This window comes from Pantoea sp. EABMAA-21 (assembly GCF_030053335.1).
In the GTDB taxonomy this organism is placed as follows: domain Bacteria; phylum Pseudomonadota; class Gammaproteobacteria; order Enterobacterales; family Enterobacteriaceae; genus Pantoea; species Pantoea communis.
Genome location: NZ_JASGBX010000007.1, coordinates 13308 through 30917 on the forward strand (window position 1 = coordinate 13308; position 17610 = coordinate 30917).

At 52.9% G+C, this 17610-nt stretch carries 13 protein-coding genes; 10 read left to right on the forward strand and 3 right to left on the reverse strand.

The window, feature by feature from the left end; all coding sequences use genetic code 11:
* Positions 1-48 precede the first annotated feature (48 nt).
* From QMZ65_RS12000 to QMZ65_RS12015, 4 genes are read left to right on the forward strand one after another with little or no spacing between them, the layout of a single operon-like run.
* Entirely contained in the window at positions 49-786 is a 738-nt protein-coding gene (locus QMZ65_RS12000; protein ID WP_283216040.1) for a fimbria/pilus periplasmic chaperone, read from the forward strand.
* Complete coding sequence (locus QMZ65_RS12005; protein ID WP_502921525.1) at positions 758-3322, forward strand: fimbrial outer membrane usher protein; 2565 nt, start codon at positions 758-760, stop codon at positions 3320-3322. Before QMZ65_RS12000 ends, QMZ65_RS12005 begins: the two co-directional genes overlap by 29 nt.
* Before the next feature lie 36 nt (positions 3323-3358).
* A complete protein-coding gene (stbD, locus tag QMZ65_RS12010; protein ID WP_058961285.1) occupies positions 3359-4645 on the forward strand; it encodes a fimbrial usher protein StbD in 1287 nt (428 codons plus the stop codon).
* Positions 4611-5330, forward strand: a complete 720-nt coding sequence (locus QMZ65_RS12015) for a fimbrial assembly chaperone (RefSeq protein ID WP_097117770.1) — start codon at positions 4611-4613, stop codon at positions 5328-5330. The genes stbD and QMZ65_RS12015 overlap by 35 nt, the downstream gene beginning before the upstream one ends.
* A 244-nt stretch (positions 5331-5574) precedes the next feature.
* Here the strand turns inward: QMZ65_RS12015 and QMZ65_RS12020 are convergent, their stop codons facing one another.
* Positions 5575-6042 (reverse strand): DUF1203 domain-containing protein, encoded by a 468-nt coding sequence (locus tag QMZ65_RS12020; protein ID WP_160833233.1) that lies wholly within the window; start codon positions 6040-6042, stop codon positions 5575-5577.
* A gap of 198 nt (positions 6043-6240) precedes the next feature.
* Here QMZ65_RS12020 and QMZ65_RS12025 point away from each other — a divergent pair, with 198 nt between their 5' ends.
* The 5 genes from QMZ65_RS12025 (at position 6241) to glgX (ending at position 14893) form a co-directional block, all read left to right on the forward strand.
* On the forward strand, positions 6241-6483 hold the full coding sequence (locus tag QMZ65_RS12025; RefSeq protein ID WP_283216041.1) for a hypothetical protein: 243 nt from the start codon (positions 6241-6243) through the stop codon (positions 6481-6483).
* Between the two features lie 334 nt (positions 6484-6817).
* Entirely contained in the window at positions 6818-8257 is a 1440-nt protein-coding gene (gene proP, locus QMZ65_RS12030; RefSeq protein WP_283216042.1) for a glycine betaine/L-proline transporter ProP, read from the forward strand.
* Positions 8258-8499: 242 nt separating this feature from the next.
* Positions 8500-10284 carry a malto-oligosyltrehalose trehalohydrolase gene (treZ, locus tag QMZ65_RS12035; RefSeq protein ID WP_283216043.1) on the forward strand — a complete coding sequence of 595 codons (1785 nt, stop codon included), beginning with the start codon at positions 8500-8502 and terminating at the stop codon, positions 10282-10284.
* Positions 10281-12776 (forward strand): malto-oligosyltrehalose synthase, encoded by a 2496-nt coding sequence (treY, locus tag QMZ65_RS12040; RefSeq protein WP_160833229.1) that lies wholly within the window; start codon positions 10281-10283, stop codon positions 12774-12776. The genes treZ and treY overlap by 4 nt, the downstream gene beginning before the upstream one ends.
* Before the next feature lie 41 nt (positions 12777-12817).
* Positions 12818-14893 (forward strand): glycogen debranching protein GlgX, encoded by a 2076-nt coding sequence (gene glgX / locus QMZ65_RS12045; protein WP_097117764.1) that lies wholly within the window; start codon positions 12818-12820, stop codon positions 14891-14893.
* 33 nt (positions 14894-14926) lie between these two features.
* Here the strand turns inward: glgX and QMZ65_RS12050 are convergent, their stop codons facing one another.
* Together QMZ65_RS12050 and QMZ65_RS12055 are read right to left on the reverse strand one after the other, a co-directional pair.
* The gene (locus QMZ65_RS12050; RefSeq protein ID WP_034822694.1) at positions 14927-15265 is read right to left on the reverse strand and encodes a helix-turn-helix domain-containing protein; all 339 of its coding nucleotides are present in this window, start codon (positions 15263-15265) and stop codon (positions 14927-14929) included.
* Entirely contained in the window at positions 15237-15644 is a 408-nt protein-coding gene (locus QMZ65_RS12055) for a type II toxin-antitoxin system RelE/ParE family toxin (protein WP_283216044.1), read from the reverse strand. Before QMZ65_RS12055 ends, QMZ65_RS12050 begins: the two co-directional genes overlap by 29 nt.
* Before the next feature lie 290 nt (positions 15645-15934).
* Between QMZ65_RS12055 and QMZ65_RS12060 the strand changes: the two genes are divergently transcribed.
* On the forward strand, positions 15935-17572 hold the full coding sequence (locus QMZ65_RS12060) for a methyl-accepting chemotaxis protein (RefSeq protein WP_283216045.1): 1638 nt from the start codon (positions 15935-15937) through the stop codon (positions 17570-17572).
* Positions 17573-17610 lie beyond the last annotated feature (38 nt).

The following is a 17610-nucleotide window of genomic DNA, read 5'->3' on the forward strand; positions in this document are numbered from 1 at the left end:
GTACGTTCGGATATCCGGGCGTGCGCTGCATGCCATGAGATTGTCTGTATGTATTTACGCAATGCCCTGGGCGCGTTATTTATCAGCGTGATGTCAGCCTCGGCAGCAGCAAGCGTCACGCTGCTGGGCAGTCGGATCATTTACCCGGCACCGGTCAGCTCCATCAATATTCAATTTAAAAACGACGATAGCATTCCCTATGTTATTCAGACCTGGTTTGATGAGGGTGATATGGATGCCAAACCACAGCAGATTAATCGCGTGCCCTTTATCACTACGCCGCCGGTATTTCGTATTCAGCCGAAATCAGGGCAGGTCGCGCGTATTGTCGTCAGCCAGCCAGACAAACTGCCTCAGGATCGAGAGTCCGTTTACTGGTTTAACATGCTGCAAATTCCGCCCGCATCACAGGCTGCCGCCGATAAGAATGCCATGACGGTCATGCTGCGCAATCGGGTGAAATTGTTTTATCGCCCGGCGGCAATAGGCAAACCGGGCAATATTTTATCGGGTATTAAAGTCCGCACTCTAATCGATCCCCAAAAAGGCAGCGGATTACAGATCGATAATGCGCAGCCCTGGCATGCTTCATTCGTCGCTATTTCCCTGCGTATCGCGGGAAAAAATTATGCGTGTGAACCTGTAATGGTTGCCCCGTTCTCCGTGCATACCTGCTGGTTCAGTCATACCAAACAACGCTTACAGGGTGTAGGCAGCGTCAAACTCGACGCGATTAACGATCAGGGAGCCAGAATAAGTGAAAATTACCCCATCAACTCCCAATGAATTGAAATTCCCCTTATTCTTTCTGACCGTTTCATTCTATTTCTCAACAGCCGTGCACAGTGAAGAATATTATTTCGATCCGTCGCTGTTTAAAGGCTCAGCCTTCGGTCAGAACATCGCGCAATTCAACCAAAGCGAGTTGCCCGCGGGGCATTATCTGGTCGATGTTTATGTCAATAATGCCCTCGTGTCATCCAGCGTGAAGCTGGAATTTTTGCCCCCGGCACAAGGAAAAGAGGCTGAGCCATGCTTGCCCTTTTCGCTGGTGAAAATGTTGCCGTTAAAAAAGGTTCCAGCACAGCCAATCGATCGCGAGTGCGCCCCGCTTGTTGACTGGACGCCACAAGGGAGCTGGGCTTTTGATGCCGCCGCGTTACGCCTGAATATCACGCTGCCCCTGTCAGAGCTTAAGCGCACGCCACGTGGTTATATTCCGCCCGAACAGTGGGATGGCGGGATGACCGCGTTATTCCTGCGCCACAACACCAATTACACCTGGACGGAAAACAGCGCGGCCGCCTACCGCTATCAATATCTGTGGAGCGGGATCACCGCAGGCACCAATGTCGCCAACTGGCAGCTGCGTCATCAGGGCAATCTTCGCTATCTCAGCAGCATTGTGGGTGGTAGCAGCTATCGCTACAACAAGGTACGAACATGGGTGCAACGGCCACTGACGTCGATCAATAGCCAGCTTTCCCTTGGCGATAGCTACACAGACAGCTCGCTATTTGGCAGCCTGCCGTTTAATGGCGTAAAACTCGCCACTGACGAACGTATGTGGCCGCAAGGCAGACGCGGTTATGCCCCTGAAATTCGAGGCATCGCCTTATCTAATGCCCGTGTGATTGTGAAACAGTTGAACAAGGTCATCTATGAAACCGTGGTGCCGCCTGGCCCGTTTATCATTGATGATCTGAACAACACCCGCAGTCAGGGAGATTTTGAAGTAGAGGTGATTGAAGCCAACGGTAAAATCGCTACCTTCACGGTGCCCTACTCCTCGGTTCCTGATTCGGTTCGTCCGGGCAATTGGCATTACTCGCTGGCGCTGGGCCGTGTGCGCCAATATTACGCTGTGAATAACGCTTTTTTTGAGGGCGTGATGCAGCGCGGCGTCAGTAATAGTTTGACGGCAACCGTCGGTTCACGGCTGGCGGAAGATTACCAGGCGTGGCTTCTGGGAGGTGTCTGGGCAACCGGAATCGGTGCGATGGGTCTGAACACCACATTTTCCCAGGCTAAGGCCGAAAATGACCAGCGCACCTCCGGCTGGCGTGCCGAGTTGAGTTATAGTAAGACCTTTCAGACCGGCACCAACCTGGTCCTGGCCGCTTATCGATATTCGACTCGTGGATTTCGCGACCTTCAGGATGTTTTAGGGGTTCGACGCCAGCATCAAGCGGACATCAACTACTACTCAGACTCGCTCAACCAGCGTAATCGCTTATCGGCGACACTCAGCCAGTCAATGGATGCGTATGGCCTGGTCAGTTTAAGCGCCAGCACCGCCGATTATTACAACAACCAGTCACGCATCACCCAGTTGCAGTTCGGCTATAGCAACAGCTGGCGCAATATCAGTTACGGTATCAATGTGGCGCGTCAACGCACCTGGTGGAATACCCAGCAATTTAACCTGAGCGTCAACGATAACCTCGACAGCAGCCGCCAGCAACGATACAGCGAAAATACCCTTTCAGTGAATATTTCAGTACCGCTTAACTGGGGTGCGGGTCTTTCATCTGTGGCCTACAACTACAACCAGTCAAAACAGAGCCAGTCTTCGATGGCGACACTAACAGGTTCGGCAGGCGAACAGCGCGATTTCTCCTATTCGCTCTACGGAGGAACTGAGCATTACCGCAATGGCGTCAACGGAGAAGCGAGCTCCTTTGGGGGCAACCTGCAGCAAAACACCCGTTTTGGCGCAGTCCGCGCCAACTACGGCCAGGGAGATCACTATCGCCAGGTCGGTTTAGGCACGTCTGGCACTTTACTGCTGCATCGTGGCGGTCTCACTGCGGGGCCTTACACCAGCGATACGTTCGCGTTGATCCATGCCGAGGGCGCCCAAGGTGCAGCGGTGCAAAACGGACAAGGAGCCGTCATTGACTACAACGGATATGCGCTGCTGCCCTCGCTCACCCCTTATCGTGAAAACACGGTCAGCCTCGATACGTTGCACATGCGCGCCGATGCTGAGTTAAACGGCGGAAGCCAGCGTGTGGTTCCTTATGCCGGTGCCGTGAGTCAGGTGAGTTTTGCCACCTTACGCGGCACCGCGGTATTGATTTCACTGAATACCACCGAGGGGATGGCACCGCCGATGGGCGCCGAAGTGCGTGATGCCTCCAACACCGTGATTGGCGTTGTCGGTCAGGGAAGCCAGCTTTACGCACGCGTTCCGCATGACTCCGGCAGTTTGCAAATCAGCTGGGATGGCAAAACCCCACGCTGCGCCGTCAATTATCAAATCACCGGAAAGACGCAACAGGCGCTTATCCTCCTCAATGGTATTTGCAGGACGCTATAACTCGTGAAAATTAAATATCTCCTCGTAGTGCTGCTGATGCTGCCGCTGACGTTATGGGCAAACTGCATCAAAGTCACCAGCACCTCATCGCTATCAGCCGCCGCTCTGGCAGCCGGCTATACCGCATCGTCCTGGACGGGTGCCTGTGATACCTGTTCAGGCAACCTGGGTTTGCCATCGGTGATCAGCATCAACAGCGGTACATCCTTTCAGCCCGCAGGATCGTTGCTGGCCAGTTCAGTCGGTTCGTTTCTCACCTCCGCCAGCAACACCGCTTACAGCCCGAATCAGATTCTCTACCGCTGTGCAGTAGCGGATGCGGGCAGTTTGTATGAGATGTACGCCACCAACGGTGACAGCGCCTATGCTGGCATGTATGCCAGCAGCGAGGTTAGCGGCGCTTATTACGATGTGGCGAAAAACGTGGCAGTGCGCATGACCAATCTGACCACCGGTGAGTATTACAGCCGCTACTGGAAGTCACGCCAGTTTACCGCCGACAGTTGGTACTCTGACGGCACCTACCTTTATATTCCGGCCAGCGCGTTTAGCAACGTGTTGTACGAAATGTTCAAAATCAGTTCAACCAGCTATTACGCCAATGGCGATAACCGCTACAGCGATCTTTGGACGCAGCCGCGCGGCTATATTGCTTTTAAAGGCCCAGGTCTGGACACCAACAGTCTGGCGGTAGGTCAGGACAGCGCCAGCTATTGGTACGGGTTTTACGGCAACTGGCCCGCCGCCTGGAGTACGTATCGCAACGTGACCTATGTGCGGGGCGCGTTGTGTGAAGTCCAGAACTACCCATCTGTGGTGCTGCTGCCAACCATCAGCGTGAACGCGCTCAAAGCAGGCGGTAGCAGTCAGGTACCGTTTTCGATCTCGCTGCAGTGCGAATCGGGCGCGCGGTCCAGCACCAGCACATCCACCAGCACTGCCGCCAATGTCGCGATGGGCTTGCTGGTGAATCAGCCCAATGCAGTGTCACAAGCGACACAGTTAGGTTTGACCACCAGCGGCGGCGGATTGACCTGGCTGCTGGATAATCAATATGGCAGCAGCGGCGTGGCCTCGGGTGTGGGCATCAAAATTTATAACGCCAGTGGTTCTGCCATTAACTTATTGCCTAACCTCGCCAGCACCGGCACCGGGAATACGCGCGGCTGGTATGCCTATACGGATCTCACCTCGCTGGTCTCTTCCGGTAGCAGCAATATTTACAGCGGTGATTTTTTGGCTTCGCTCGAAGCCATAAGTGGACAAACAGTAACAGCAGGGACAGTCAATGCGCAGTTGCAAGTGGTGGTCAGTTTTCAGTAACACATTGGCATTGAGCAGCCTGTTATTCGCTGCTCACGCCATGGCCGTGGTGAATGTGGATAGAACACGCATCATTTTTAATGCCGGTGAGAGCAGCCAGGCGCTAAATATAAAGAACGGTGCGGATACCCCCTCCGTGGTACAGATCTGGAGCGATGACGGTGATTTGATGCAGTCCCCGGAATTGAGCAGTGCACCCATTTTTGCCATGCCGCCGATGATGAAACTCGCACCTGATGAGCAGCGTGCAATTCGTCTGGTGCTCACTTCACGCCAGTCGCTGCCGGAGGATCGTGAGAGCCTTTACTGGCTGAATATTTATCAGATTCCCGCGCTGAGCAGGCAAACAGGCAGCGCCGAACAAAAAATCATGTTGCCGTTGCGATTGCGGCTTAAGGTTTTTATCCGACCGGCGGCGCTGGGCGTGCCTCAGCCTGAAGATGTGCAGAAGCTGCGTTTTATCGTGCACGAACGCCAGCTAACACTAAAGAATCCAACGGCGTGGTATATGAGCTTAAGATTACAGATTGCCAATAAGCTTAAAGTGGATGATGTGCTGGTGGCGCCGTTTGGTTCGTTCACCCTCCCATTAACGCGACCGGTTCAGGTGGGTGAGAGCGTGATTTATGAGGTGTTTGACGACAACGGTAACCCGGTGGGATATCAGAGCCATACCGATACATAAGTTAGATTGCCGCGCCGTGATGGCGCGGTAATCTGGTGTCATTCACGAAGCGTTTTTGTAAGGATCGCGAACCTGAGCCACCGCCAGTGCGCCGAATAGCAATATTACCGATACTGCTAACAGTGCCCACATAAAGCCGCCTGACATCTGTTTAAATCAACCATCTGTTGCGAGACTCACCATGCAAGCGACACATACTCGCCACCTCGCCACCCTCAAAATATCTTACAAACGTGATTTAGCCCTAATGCCTATTAATCGCCGCCAAATAGCAGCCAAATCGCGCACTATGGGCGTGGATATACACAGTTTCAGGGCGCTGTAGCAGATCTAAAACGGTTTGCTCCACTTCATCACCCGTCGCCAGCTCTGCCGCAATAATGCAGTGCTCAAGATTAAAGGCTCGCAGTGAGAGTTGACGCTTAGCGAGGTATTCCGGGATCTCGTTGTAGAAGATGCCGGACTGCATACAACCTTCATGAATGAAAATTGCGTGTTTCCCCTGGTATGGTGATTTCGCGGGTTGATAGGTGTGATTAAGCAAGATTGCATAAGCTCCTGGTGGAACATCCTTCAAGCCAATGCGGTCTGGCAAAGCCGAGGCTTGGCTGGCTAACACTCGGCGTGCGTTGTACTGTGCCAGGTACTCATCATCCTTTCCGTATAAATGTGCAAAATCGCTGCTATTCAATCCGCTAATAATGTAATGCATACTGCCTCCTGCTAATAACATGGGTTCATCAGCAGTAAACGTTATCGAGCCCATCCTTGCTCGCTGGAAACGGACAGAGAATTATTGATCGCAACCGCAATTGCATTCACCTCCTTAGCTCAATCAGCCAGGGTTTGCTAAAGTAGTGGGCATCAAGTATCAAGCGCTGCACTTGCATGTTTACACGGGAATTTGACCATGCCAGATTACATTTTCTATAAAAAAGATCAGGTCATTGCCACTGTTGAAAGAACAGATGTCGAGAGCGCCGTCTTGCTCATTTCAAAAAGCTATAAAAAGTTAGATGAAGAAGTTGAAGCGGCAACTCCGGAAGCGGCGTTAAAACGGTTAGCGGATATACAAAATCAAGACAATGTAACGCATCATGCTTTCGTGACGGGTTCGGTATTTAGCTCTATCGTCAGTGCGCTGTTCAAATGATTCTCCCTCGCCTGCTTTGCGCCGCTAAAACCCTTGTGGCGCACATTCTCCCAGCATAATTAACTCTCTGAAAAACTGTCACCGCATAATATGATGTAGAATAAAACCGGTCTCCCTCATCACGACACAATCTATTATTTCACCCCTCAAGCACTTTGACAGAATATACCTTCATCGCTACGCTTTAATGCAAGGATATATGTCACAAACTTGCACATCTTAAAGAGATTACCTAAGGTATCCGCCTTTCAGCCTCTTATAGCTTTCATTTCCATAGGTGAATTTTTTGGCTGCGAAAGCTATAAGATCGCTCTAATTTTACTCATGGAGGTTTATGAGCACCGGAACGATTTCTAAACAATCTGACTTAACCGTTGATGATATTACGGTCATCGATAACAAATTATTAAAACGCGCTGTGAGTGCTGCTGCGTTAGGCAACACCATGGAATGGTTTGATTTTGGCGTATATAGCTATCTCGCCGTGATTATCGGCCAGGTCTTTTTTCCTGGTGCCAGTAACACTGCGCAGTTAATCGCCTCCTTCGGCACCTTTGCCGCTGCGTTTTTAGTTCGCCCAATCGGGGGAATGGTATTTGGGCCGTTAGGTGATCGCTTTGGGCGGCAGAAAGTGCTCGCCTTCACCATGATCATAATGTCGATTGGCACCTTCTGCATCGGCCTGATTCCCAGTTATGCCAGTATTGGCATTGCCGCCCCGATCCTGTTGCTGGTGGCACGTCTGGTGCAGGGTTTCTCCACCGGCGGCGAATACGGTGGCGCAGCGACCTTTATCGCGGAATACTCCACCGATAAGCGCCGTGGCTTTATGGGTAGCTTCCTGGAATTCGGCACACTGGCGGGTTATCTGCTCGGTGCCAGTCTGGTCACCGGCATGATCGCACTATTACCGCATCAAGCCATGATGGATTGGGGCTGGCGTATTCCCTTTTTCCTGGCCGCACCTCTGGGATTATTTGGTCTCTATATTCGCCTGAAACTGGAAGAGACGCCGGCATTTAAAGAGCACATGGACAAGCGCGAAGAGCTTGAGCACAATAAGCCTCAACTGACCTTGCTGCAGATGCTGCGTGTACAGAGTAAACCGCTGTTGAAATGTATTGGCCTGGTGCTGTTATTTAACGTATCCAATTATATGTTGACTGCTTATATGCCCAGCTATTTAACCGGCGTATTGGGCATGAGTGAATTATCCGGGCTCATGTTAGTCATGGTCATTATGTTTATTATGATGCCATTGACGTTGATGTGGGGACATTTAACCGACCGTATGGGCCGTAAGCCGGTCATTGGCTTAGGGGCTCTGGGCTTAATATTGCTGGCTATTCCCAGCTATATGCTGATTGGTTCTGGCAATATGATGTTGGTATTTGCCGGTCTGGCGGTATTAGGTTTATTGCATACCTGCTTTAGCGGCACCATGCCCGCCACATTACCGGCCCTGTTTGTCACCGATATTCGCTACAGCGCATTAGCGATAGGCTTTAACCTCTCCGTGTCACTGTTCGGCGGCACTACGCCGTTAATCACTGCATGGCTGGTGGACACCACGCACAATGCGATGATGCCCGCTTATTACATGATGGGCGCCGGAATTGTCGGTTTGATTACGGTGCTAACGTTGAGTGAAACCGCGCGTAAACCGCTGAAAGGCTCTTCACCTGCAGTCGCCACCAAAGCGGAGGCGCATAAGCTGATTGATAAATTACGTAAGCAACGCGGCCGCAAGGTCCAGCAACACAAACCAGCATAATCTTCGGGGCGACCATCAGGTCGCCTTTCTTCTATTCACCTCCCTGATTAGCGAAGCGTAAGGCGTCGATAATTTCCTAAACACATCTGTTCGCGCCAGAAAAGCGCAAAATATCGACTATGATCTGTTCTCAGTCTTTCTTGTCGTCCCACTGTATATCGTACTCAGTCAGCATCTTTAAACGGAACGTGTACCGCTTGATGTCGTCCATTGCCCTTGCGAGGGTTAAACGAGGCAATTGAATGGAATTCAGATCATTTAAGAAATCCTGGGGAGCTGAGATTCAGGCGGATGGCAGCGTGCTATTCCGCTTGTGGGCACCGGGTCAGCAACAGATTACCTTGCGTCTCGCCGATGGCGATCATCTTATGTCAGCCTCGGACGATGGCTGGTATCAACGGCAACTGGGCGGCATACAACCTGGTGCGACTTACAACTTTGTACTGCCGGATGGCACGGTGGTGCCCGATCCCGCCGCTCGCGCGCAACAATCCGGGGTCAATGGCCCTTCCGTGGTCGTCGATCCTCGTCATTATGCATGGCAGCACACGGATTGGCGCGGACACGCCTGGCAAGAAACCGTGGTGTACGAACTGCATATCGGGACTTTCACACCCGAAGGCACTTTCGAGGCCGCCATTACCCGCTTGCCCTATTTGCAGGCACTCGGCATTACCATGATTGAGGTGTTGCCGGTGTCGCAGTTTGGGGGCAATCGCGGTTGGGGCTATGACGGCGTATTGCTGTACGCACCGCACTCCGCTTACGGCTCGCCGGATGATTTCAAAGCCTTCGTGGATGCTGCACATGGACACGGCCTGTCGGTGGTGCTCGATATTGTGCTCAATCACTTTGGTCCGGAAGGTAACTATCTGCCGCTGCTGGCCCCTGATTTCTTCCACAAAGAGCGCATGACACCCTGGGGCGCGGGCATCGCATATGATGTTGATGCCGCACGTCGTTACATCGTGGAAGCGCCACTCTACTGGTTGCAGGAATATCACCTCGATGGCCTGCGCTTTGATGCCATCGATCAAATCGAAGATACCTCCAGCAAACATGCGTTGATTGAGATTGCTGAACGTATTCGTCGTGAGATAACGGACCGCCCTATCCACCTCACCACGGAAGATTCACGCAATGTCACCTTCCTGCACCCGCGTGACAAACAGGGCCATGCGCCGCTGTTTACCGGCGAATGGAATGACGATTTCCACAATGCCATTCATGTGTTTGCCACTGGTGAAACCCATGCCTACTACCAGGATTTCGCCGACGTACCTGAAAAGCAGATCGCGCGCATTTTGACGGAAGGTTTTGCCTATCAGGGAGAAATCTCGCCGCAGAGCGGTCAACGGCGCGGCGTGCCCAGTGCGGCACAGCCTCCGGTTGCCTTTGTTGATTTCATCCAGAATCACGATCAGGTCGGCAACCGTGCGCAAGGTGACCGCTTGATTACGCTGGCAGGCGCCGATCGCACCAAAGTGCTGCTGGCCACGCTGTTACTGTCACCGCATATCCCGTTGCTGTTTATGGGCGAGGAGTATGGCGAAACCAACCCGTTCCTGTTCTTCACCGATTTTCATGGTGATTTGGCTAAAGCGGTACGTGAAGGACGCGCCCGAGAGTTTACCGGCCATGCAGGGCATGACGACAGCGTGCCCGATCCCAACGCGGCAGAAACTTTCACCCGCTCGAAACTCGACTGGAGCAAGCTGGAAAGTGAGAAAGGCAAAGCCTGGCTGGCGCTCACTCAGCAATTGCTGGCATTGCGTCAGCGCCACATTGTGCCGCTGCTCGCCACGGCGGGCGGTCACGGTGGCAAAGTGCTGAAAACGGCCAAAGGTTTTATCGCGGTGAGCTGGCAGTTCCCGCAGGGTGAACTCTCGCTGGCACTGAATATCAGCAAGCAGGCGCAGCCCTTACCCACTATGGCAGGCAAAACCCTCTTTGCCTGGCCGCAGGAGAATGATGTGTTGCCGCAACATGCCATTGTGGTGCGTCTGGCACAGGGAGAAAAAGCATGACAATTCCTTCAGCAACCTACCGTATTCAGTTCCGCAACGGCATGACTTTTGACCGCGCCATCACCTTGTTACCTTATTTGCAGCGGCTCGGTATCAGCCATCTTTACGCCTCACCTATCTTCACTGCCACCACCGATTCCACGCACGGCTACGATGTCACTGATGCCAATGAAATCGATCCTGCGCTGGGCGGACGTGACGGTTTTAACCGACTGTCGGCGGCATTACAGCAGGCCGGCCTCGGCTTAATTCTGGATATCGTGCCAAACCATATGGCGGCGTCACTGGAAAATGCCTGGTGGCGTGATGTGATTGAGTATGGAGAAAACAGTCAGTATGCACGCTATTTCGATATCGACTGGTCGCGTCCCCTCACATTGCCGTTCCTCGGCGATGATTTTGAACGCGTGCTGCAAAACGACGAATTGAGCATTAAGCCCCATCCGCAAACTGGCCATCCGGCGCTGGCTTACTACGACAGCTTCTATCCGCTGACGCCTGCCAGTTGGCAAGGACGCGCCGATGAGGTGCTGGCCATCAACGATCGCGCAGCGATTGCCGAATTGCATCAGCAGCAGCCCTGGCAGCTGATCAACTGGCGTGACGCACGAAAAGATCTCTCTTACCGACGCTTCTTTGAAATCACTGGGCTAGTCGGCGTGCGGGTCGAGGATGAAGCCGTGTTCAACGCCTCACACGCACTGATTCTGGAACTGGTTCACAGCGGTGCTGTGAGTGGTTTGCGTGTCGATCACGTTGATGGTCTGGCCGATCCGCAGGGTTATCTTCAGCGCTTGCGTCAAGCCGCAGGTGCGGATTGCTACATCACGGTAGAGAAGATTCTGGCAGAAGAAGAGCAGATTCCGGTTGAATGGCCCATTTCCGGCACCACTGGCTATGAGTTTATCGCTGCGCTTTCACATGCGTTGATCGACGATACCCAGATTGATGCGTTGCATCTGGCCTATGAAGCCGTCACCGAAGAGCGGAATGATGTCAGTGCTGGTCTGCGCGCCGCCCGTGAATTGATGGTTGATCGTAACTTCGCTGGTGAATTTTCACGCCTGCTGGCGATATTGACCGGGGTGGCACATTTAGAACAGCGAAATTTTGGCGAAGCTGAGTTGCATGTCGCCCTGCGCGAGATGCTGATCGCCTTCCCGGTTTACCGCACCTATGGTCGCCCGGCGGGCATGCCTTTGGCGGGTGAAGCGCTGCTGCAACAGGTACTGGAAGCGGTGAAGTTCAGTGCGTTTCCCGCTGCACTCAGCTTCCTGCAGGCCATATTACTCGGTGCGGTCTCGGAACAAAGTGAACCGGATGCCGCTGAATTTCGTACCCGTTTCCAGCAACTCACCGGCCCGTTGATGGCGAAATCGGTGGAAGACACCCTGTTCTTCCGAAATCACGCCATCCTTGCCATCAACGAAGTCGGCGCGGAACCGCTGCCGCACCCCTTCTCTGTGGAACACTTCCACCAGCAGATGCAAACCCGGCTGCACAAACAACCCGACGCCCTCTCAACGACATCAACCCACGATACCAAACGCGGGGAAGATGCCCGTGCCCGGCTATATACGTTGAGTGAAGCGCCCGCACGCTGGGCAGAGAACGTCACGCGCTGGCGGGAGCTGAATCAATCCAAAGTGCTCACCCTGAACGAAGGCCCGGCCCCCGAACCGGCGGTAGAATGGATGCTGTATCAGGCGCTGGCCGGTGCGTGGCCCACGACCTTACGACCAGATGACCACGACGGGTTGCGTACCCTTGAGGCACGTTTTTTACCGTTTGTGGAGAAAGCGCTGCGTGAAGCCAAGCTGCGCACTGACTGGGCGGATGGCGATGAAACTTACGAACAGGCGGTGCTGGAATATGCAAAACATCTGCTATCTGCAGAAAATTCAGCTTTCCTGACGGACTTCGTCACAGCCATTCAACCTTTCGTTGATGCCGGCCTGGTTAATAGCCTGTCACAGACCGTGATTAAGCTCACCGCACCAGGCGTCCCGGATATTTATCAGGGCAGCGAAGCGCTGGATTTCAGCCTCGTCGATCCCGATAACCGCCGTGAGCCCGATTACGCCGTGCTGGAGGCGCAACTAGTTGATCGCAGCCGTCCTGATTTCACTCAGCCCTCTGACTGGCGCAGCGGCAAACTCAAACAGCAGGTCATCGCATGCTTATTACACCTGCGCCTGGATAAGCCGCAGCTATTCCGTTTCGGCGATTATCAACCATTGTACGCCACAGGCGCGCATCCAGAGCACCTGATTGCCTATGCGCGACAGGACAGTGAAAACAGCCTCATCGTTGTGGCGCCTCGTTTAATGCTGGAGGGCACTTCCTGGGCTGAAACGTCCATTCCCTTACCTGAGTCGCTGGCCCACCGGCACTATCGCAATCTGTTAAGTGGTGCAACCTTAGCGCTTAACGAGCAACTTTCATTGGATAACTTACCGCCTTACGCGCCACTGGTGCTGATTGCCAGTTAATAACAAGCCTGTATTTCTGTTCATGGGATGGAGAGGAATGAATGTCTAACGCAAAGCCTTTAGAAATTATCGCGGGTTCGGGTCAAACGCTTGGCGCAAATTATGATGGCGAGGGCGTCAATTTTGCCCTGTTTTCAGCGTTCGCCGAGCGTGTGGAATTGTGTCTTTACGATGAGAGCGGTCAGCACGAAATCGCGCGTTTTGATCTGCCGGAAAATACCCATGAAGTCTGGCATGGCTACATTCCCGGTCTGCAGCCCGGTGCACTTTACGGCTACCGGGTGCATGGTCCGTTTGAACCGGAAAACGGCCATCGATTCAACGCCAACAAACTGCTGCTCGACCCCTATGCTCGTGAGCTGCGCGGCGATATCCAGTGGAACGATGCGCATTTTGCCTACGACCTGCTGCATGAAGATAAAGATCTGACTTTTGATGAACGCGACAGCGCACCGTTTACGCCAAAATGCCGGGTGATCGATCCCAACGAATTTGACTGGCAGGACCGTAATCGTCCCGTTATCCCGTGGTCACAGACCGTTATCTATGAGACACACGTTAAGGGCTTCAGCCAGTTGAACCCGGCAGTACCCCCTGAAATGCGCGGCACTTACGATGGCATGAGCAACAAAGCCACCGTCGAATACATCAAAAGCCTCGGTGTCACGTCGGTTGAGTTGCTACCGGTACACTGGTTCCCGGACGATCAGCATTTGCTTGATAAAGGGCTGAAAAACTTCTGGGGCTATAACTCACTGGCGTTTTTTGCCCCGGCCTCGCGCTACTTTGGCCCGCGTGGCATTCAGGGCTTTCGTGACATGGTCCGCGCCTTCCACGACGCCGGTATCGAAGTGATCCTCGACGTGGTTTACAACCATACGGCGGAAGGTAACGAATTGGGACCGACGCTGTCGTTCAAAGGCATCGATAACTTCTCCTATTACCGCACCTTGCCGGATCAGCATCGCTACTACATCAACGATACCGGTACTGGCAACACCGTGAACACCTCCCACCCACGCGTGTTGCAGATGGTAATGGATTCTCTGCGCTACTGGGCGGAATCGATGCATATCGACGGTTTTCGCTTTGATTTGGGCACCATTCTCGGGCGCGAACCGGAAGGTTTCGACCAGCGTGGCGGCTTTTTTGATGCCATGACGCAGGACCCGGTACTGTCGAAATTGAAACTGATTGGCGAACCCTGGGATATTGGCCCCGGCGGCTATCAGGTTGGGGGCTTCCCACCAGGCTGGGCAGAATGGAATGATAAATATCGCGACACGGTGCGTGAATACTGGAAAGGCGACAACGTCTCAACCGACTTTGCCGCGCGCCTGCTCGGTTCAGGCGATCTCTACGATCAACGCGGCCGTCGTCCCTGGGCCAGCATCAACTTCCTTACCGCACACGATGGCTTCACGCTCAACGATTTGGTGTCTTACAACGAGAAACATAACGACGCGAACGGTGAAGATAACAATGACGGTCATAACGATAATCGTTCGTACAATTACGGCGCGGAAGGCCCGACCGATGACGAAGGCATCAACGCGGTGCGTGAGCGGCAAAAGCGTAACTTCCTCGCGACGCTGCTGTTCTCACACGGCACGCCGATGCTGCTGGCGGGCGACGAGTTTGGCCGCAGCCAAATGGGCAACAACAACGGATATTGTCAGGACAGTGAAATCTCTTGGCTGCATTGGGAAAACTTGCCGGAGTCCGCGGATGCCTTACGCGAATTCACTCGCCATTTGCTGGCGTTAAGGGCGAAACAGCCGTTGCTGCGCCGTGAAAACTGGCGCGACGGTATGGACATAAAATGGTTTAACGCTGGCGGCGGCTTCCAGCAGGCAGACCAATGGGATGAGGGCAGCACGCTTGGCGTCTACATTGGCCGTCCGGACCTGCAAACCGAAGAAGGCATCTGGCACGATGTGTTGATGTTGTTCAATCCGTTTGAAGGCAACGTGCCCTTCCGCATCCCACAATTTGGCGAAGGCGGTTGGGTACTGGAACTCACCACCTCCGATACGGCTAAAAAAGGGCTGGTGATTACCAAAGAGAAGGATTTCGAACTGGAAGGCCGCAGCATGGCGCTGTTTAGAAGGCCATAATTTTAAAGGGGAAACTGGAGTCCAGTTTCCCCTTTAAACAACAAATGCATCAGGGCCTTTAGCAGCCAGTGTATTTAAGATACGCAGTGCCGGGCCACTCGGCTTGATTTCTCCTCGCTCCCACTTTGAAACGCTATCCACTGTCATACCTAAGGTATAAGCCAGTAATGCCTGACTCAGGCCATACTGTTTACGCATGAGTTTAATTTCCAGACCGGTCATGTCATGTACAGCTGCAACACGCTTGCGATACTCACTTGCAGAGATTCGCGTGGCAATCTGAGAGACATCTTCATCAGAAAGTAGGCCTAATCCTCGCAACTCTTCCGCATCTTCAATCATCTCATCCAATGTTGCTGGTGTAGTTTTCATCGCAGTTTACCTCTCTGAATGTCCCACGATTTTTAAGCTGTAGCAGGTCTGCCGCACTCGCTTGTAAGTAGCCTTTCGCAAGGATTTTATACGTTGCCAACACGTCATCCTCGATCTCTTTGGCATTTTTCTTATGCAACTCGCCTTTAGTCCAGCCATCATAAAAAAATAGTGTGTTTCCTCTTTTGAAGAAAATCACCGACCGGGCACCACCACTTTTCCCCTTACTCAGTGCTATACGCTTTTTAATCACGCCTCCCCCCAGGTCAGCTTCAAACTCGCCCCTTTTGACTTCCGCAGCAGCATGGCAAAGGTCAACATCATGAAGACTGGCCTTTTTGAAATTCCGATCAAAACGTTTATGTACATAAATCGCCATTCCTTAGCCCTTAACCTTTACCCGTAATGATTATTATAATAACGATTACGACCTCGCGACAATATCGGCTTGTTAGGATTTCTGAATCTGTCGCACAACATATTTCACTGGATCTATTTAAGATCGTGAGAATGGCTAAAAATGTTGCGCCTTCGCTACGTATGATTTGATCTCCATCACCGTGCAATAAAAAATAATTAACTAAATCTCGCATTCTGCCGATGGTTATTAATCTGCCCTATTCCCTGATTTTCCTGAACCAGGGGTGCTTTTAGATTAAGGATAATTAGATGACCATCTCCCAGCGTCTCTTGCTGACCCTTTCCATGTTGTTTGGCGCCATCATCCTGCAGGCGATTCTTGCGCTCTCGCTACTGTCAGGATTTCAGGACCGTTTTGAATTTGTGCAAACTAACGCCATTCCTTCGATTAAGGACATCGGCAAACTGATCGATCAAAGTAACCAGCTGGCCATTACGCTGTACAAACACCAGAGCCAGATTCACGACAGCAACATGCCTGCCGTAGAAAAACAGATCGATGAGCAAATCAATGGACTGAAAGCGCTGACCGATTACTACATGGCAAACGATATTTCGAATGAGGAAGACAAACGCCTGACTAACATCGCTTTTGATAACATCCAGCGCGTTGCATCGCAGTTACCTGCATTTCTTACAGCGTCACGTGCTCACCAGAATGAAGTGAGCTTGAGTTTGCTGGAAGGAGATAGTGGTGTGGGTGCCGCCATTCGTCAGATGATCGCTGATTATCAAACTCAACAGGCACTCAACATTACTGCGGGCGACGCATTGCGCGCCACCAATCAAAGCACCTTCCATTTTGTCTTTTGGGCCACCGTTGCAGGTGTTGCGGCGACAGTGGTGATCTTCGGTCTGTTCTCGCTGTTTACCGTGATGCGTATTCGCCGCAGTTTGGGCGCAGTTGGCAAGGTCATGCTGGCGGCCAGCGAGAACCTCGATCTGACTTTAAGCGCCGATGAAAGCCGGCGAGATGAAGTGGGCAATATGGCACACTCCTTCAATATTTTGATGCAGCGCGTCTCTGAAGCCCTCTCTTCAGTGCGTAAAGCGTCTCAGTCCGTGAGCAGCGCTTCAGTGCAGATTTCAGCGGGCAATGAAGATCTCTCTTCACGCACCGAACAGCAAGCGGCATCGCTGGAGCAAACGGCTGCCAGCATGACGGAACTCAGTGAGACGGTGCGCCAAACGGCGGACAACACCCGGCAGGCGAGCCAGCTGGCAGCCAATGCCCGCGCGCTGTCAGAGAAAAATGGAACCTCGCTCACCACCATGCTGTCGACCATGGACGAGATTCGTGGCAGCTCGCGCAAAGTGACTGAGATTGTCTCGATCATTGAAGGTATCGCCTTCCAGACCAACATTCTGGCCTTGAACGCGGCGGTTGAAGCAGCGCGCGCCGGTGAACACGGTAAAGGCTTTGCGGTGGTTGCCGGTGAAGTGCGCAGCCTGTCTCAGCGCTCAAGCAACGCAGCGCGCGAGATCAAAGTGCTGATTGAGGAATCTCATCGTTTAACCGAATCGGGTGCCACGCAAGCCAGTGATGTGGGCCGCAATATGGACGTGATGAATGATGCCATTCACCAGGTGAGTCAGTTGGTGAGTGAGATCGCTGCGGCTGCCGTGGAGCAGAGCCAGGGCATCGTTCAGGTGCAGCAAGCGGTTAATCAGATGGATGATGTTACCCAGCAGAACGCCGCCTTAGTGGAACAAGCCGCGGCCGCTTCGCAATCGCTGCAAGAGCAGGCGGGTAACCTGAATCAGTTGGTCGGTAAATTCCATGTCAGCGATGTCATTGACGCTCCACAGACCATCATCCGTACGCCATCGCACCCCAAGCCACAGCGTTTAGCGGTGGTTAATGACGCCGACTGGCAGAGTTTTTAATCACTGTTTCTCCCCGCGTCGCGCACGCGGGGAGCCTT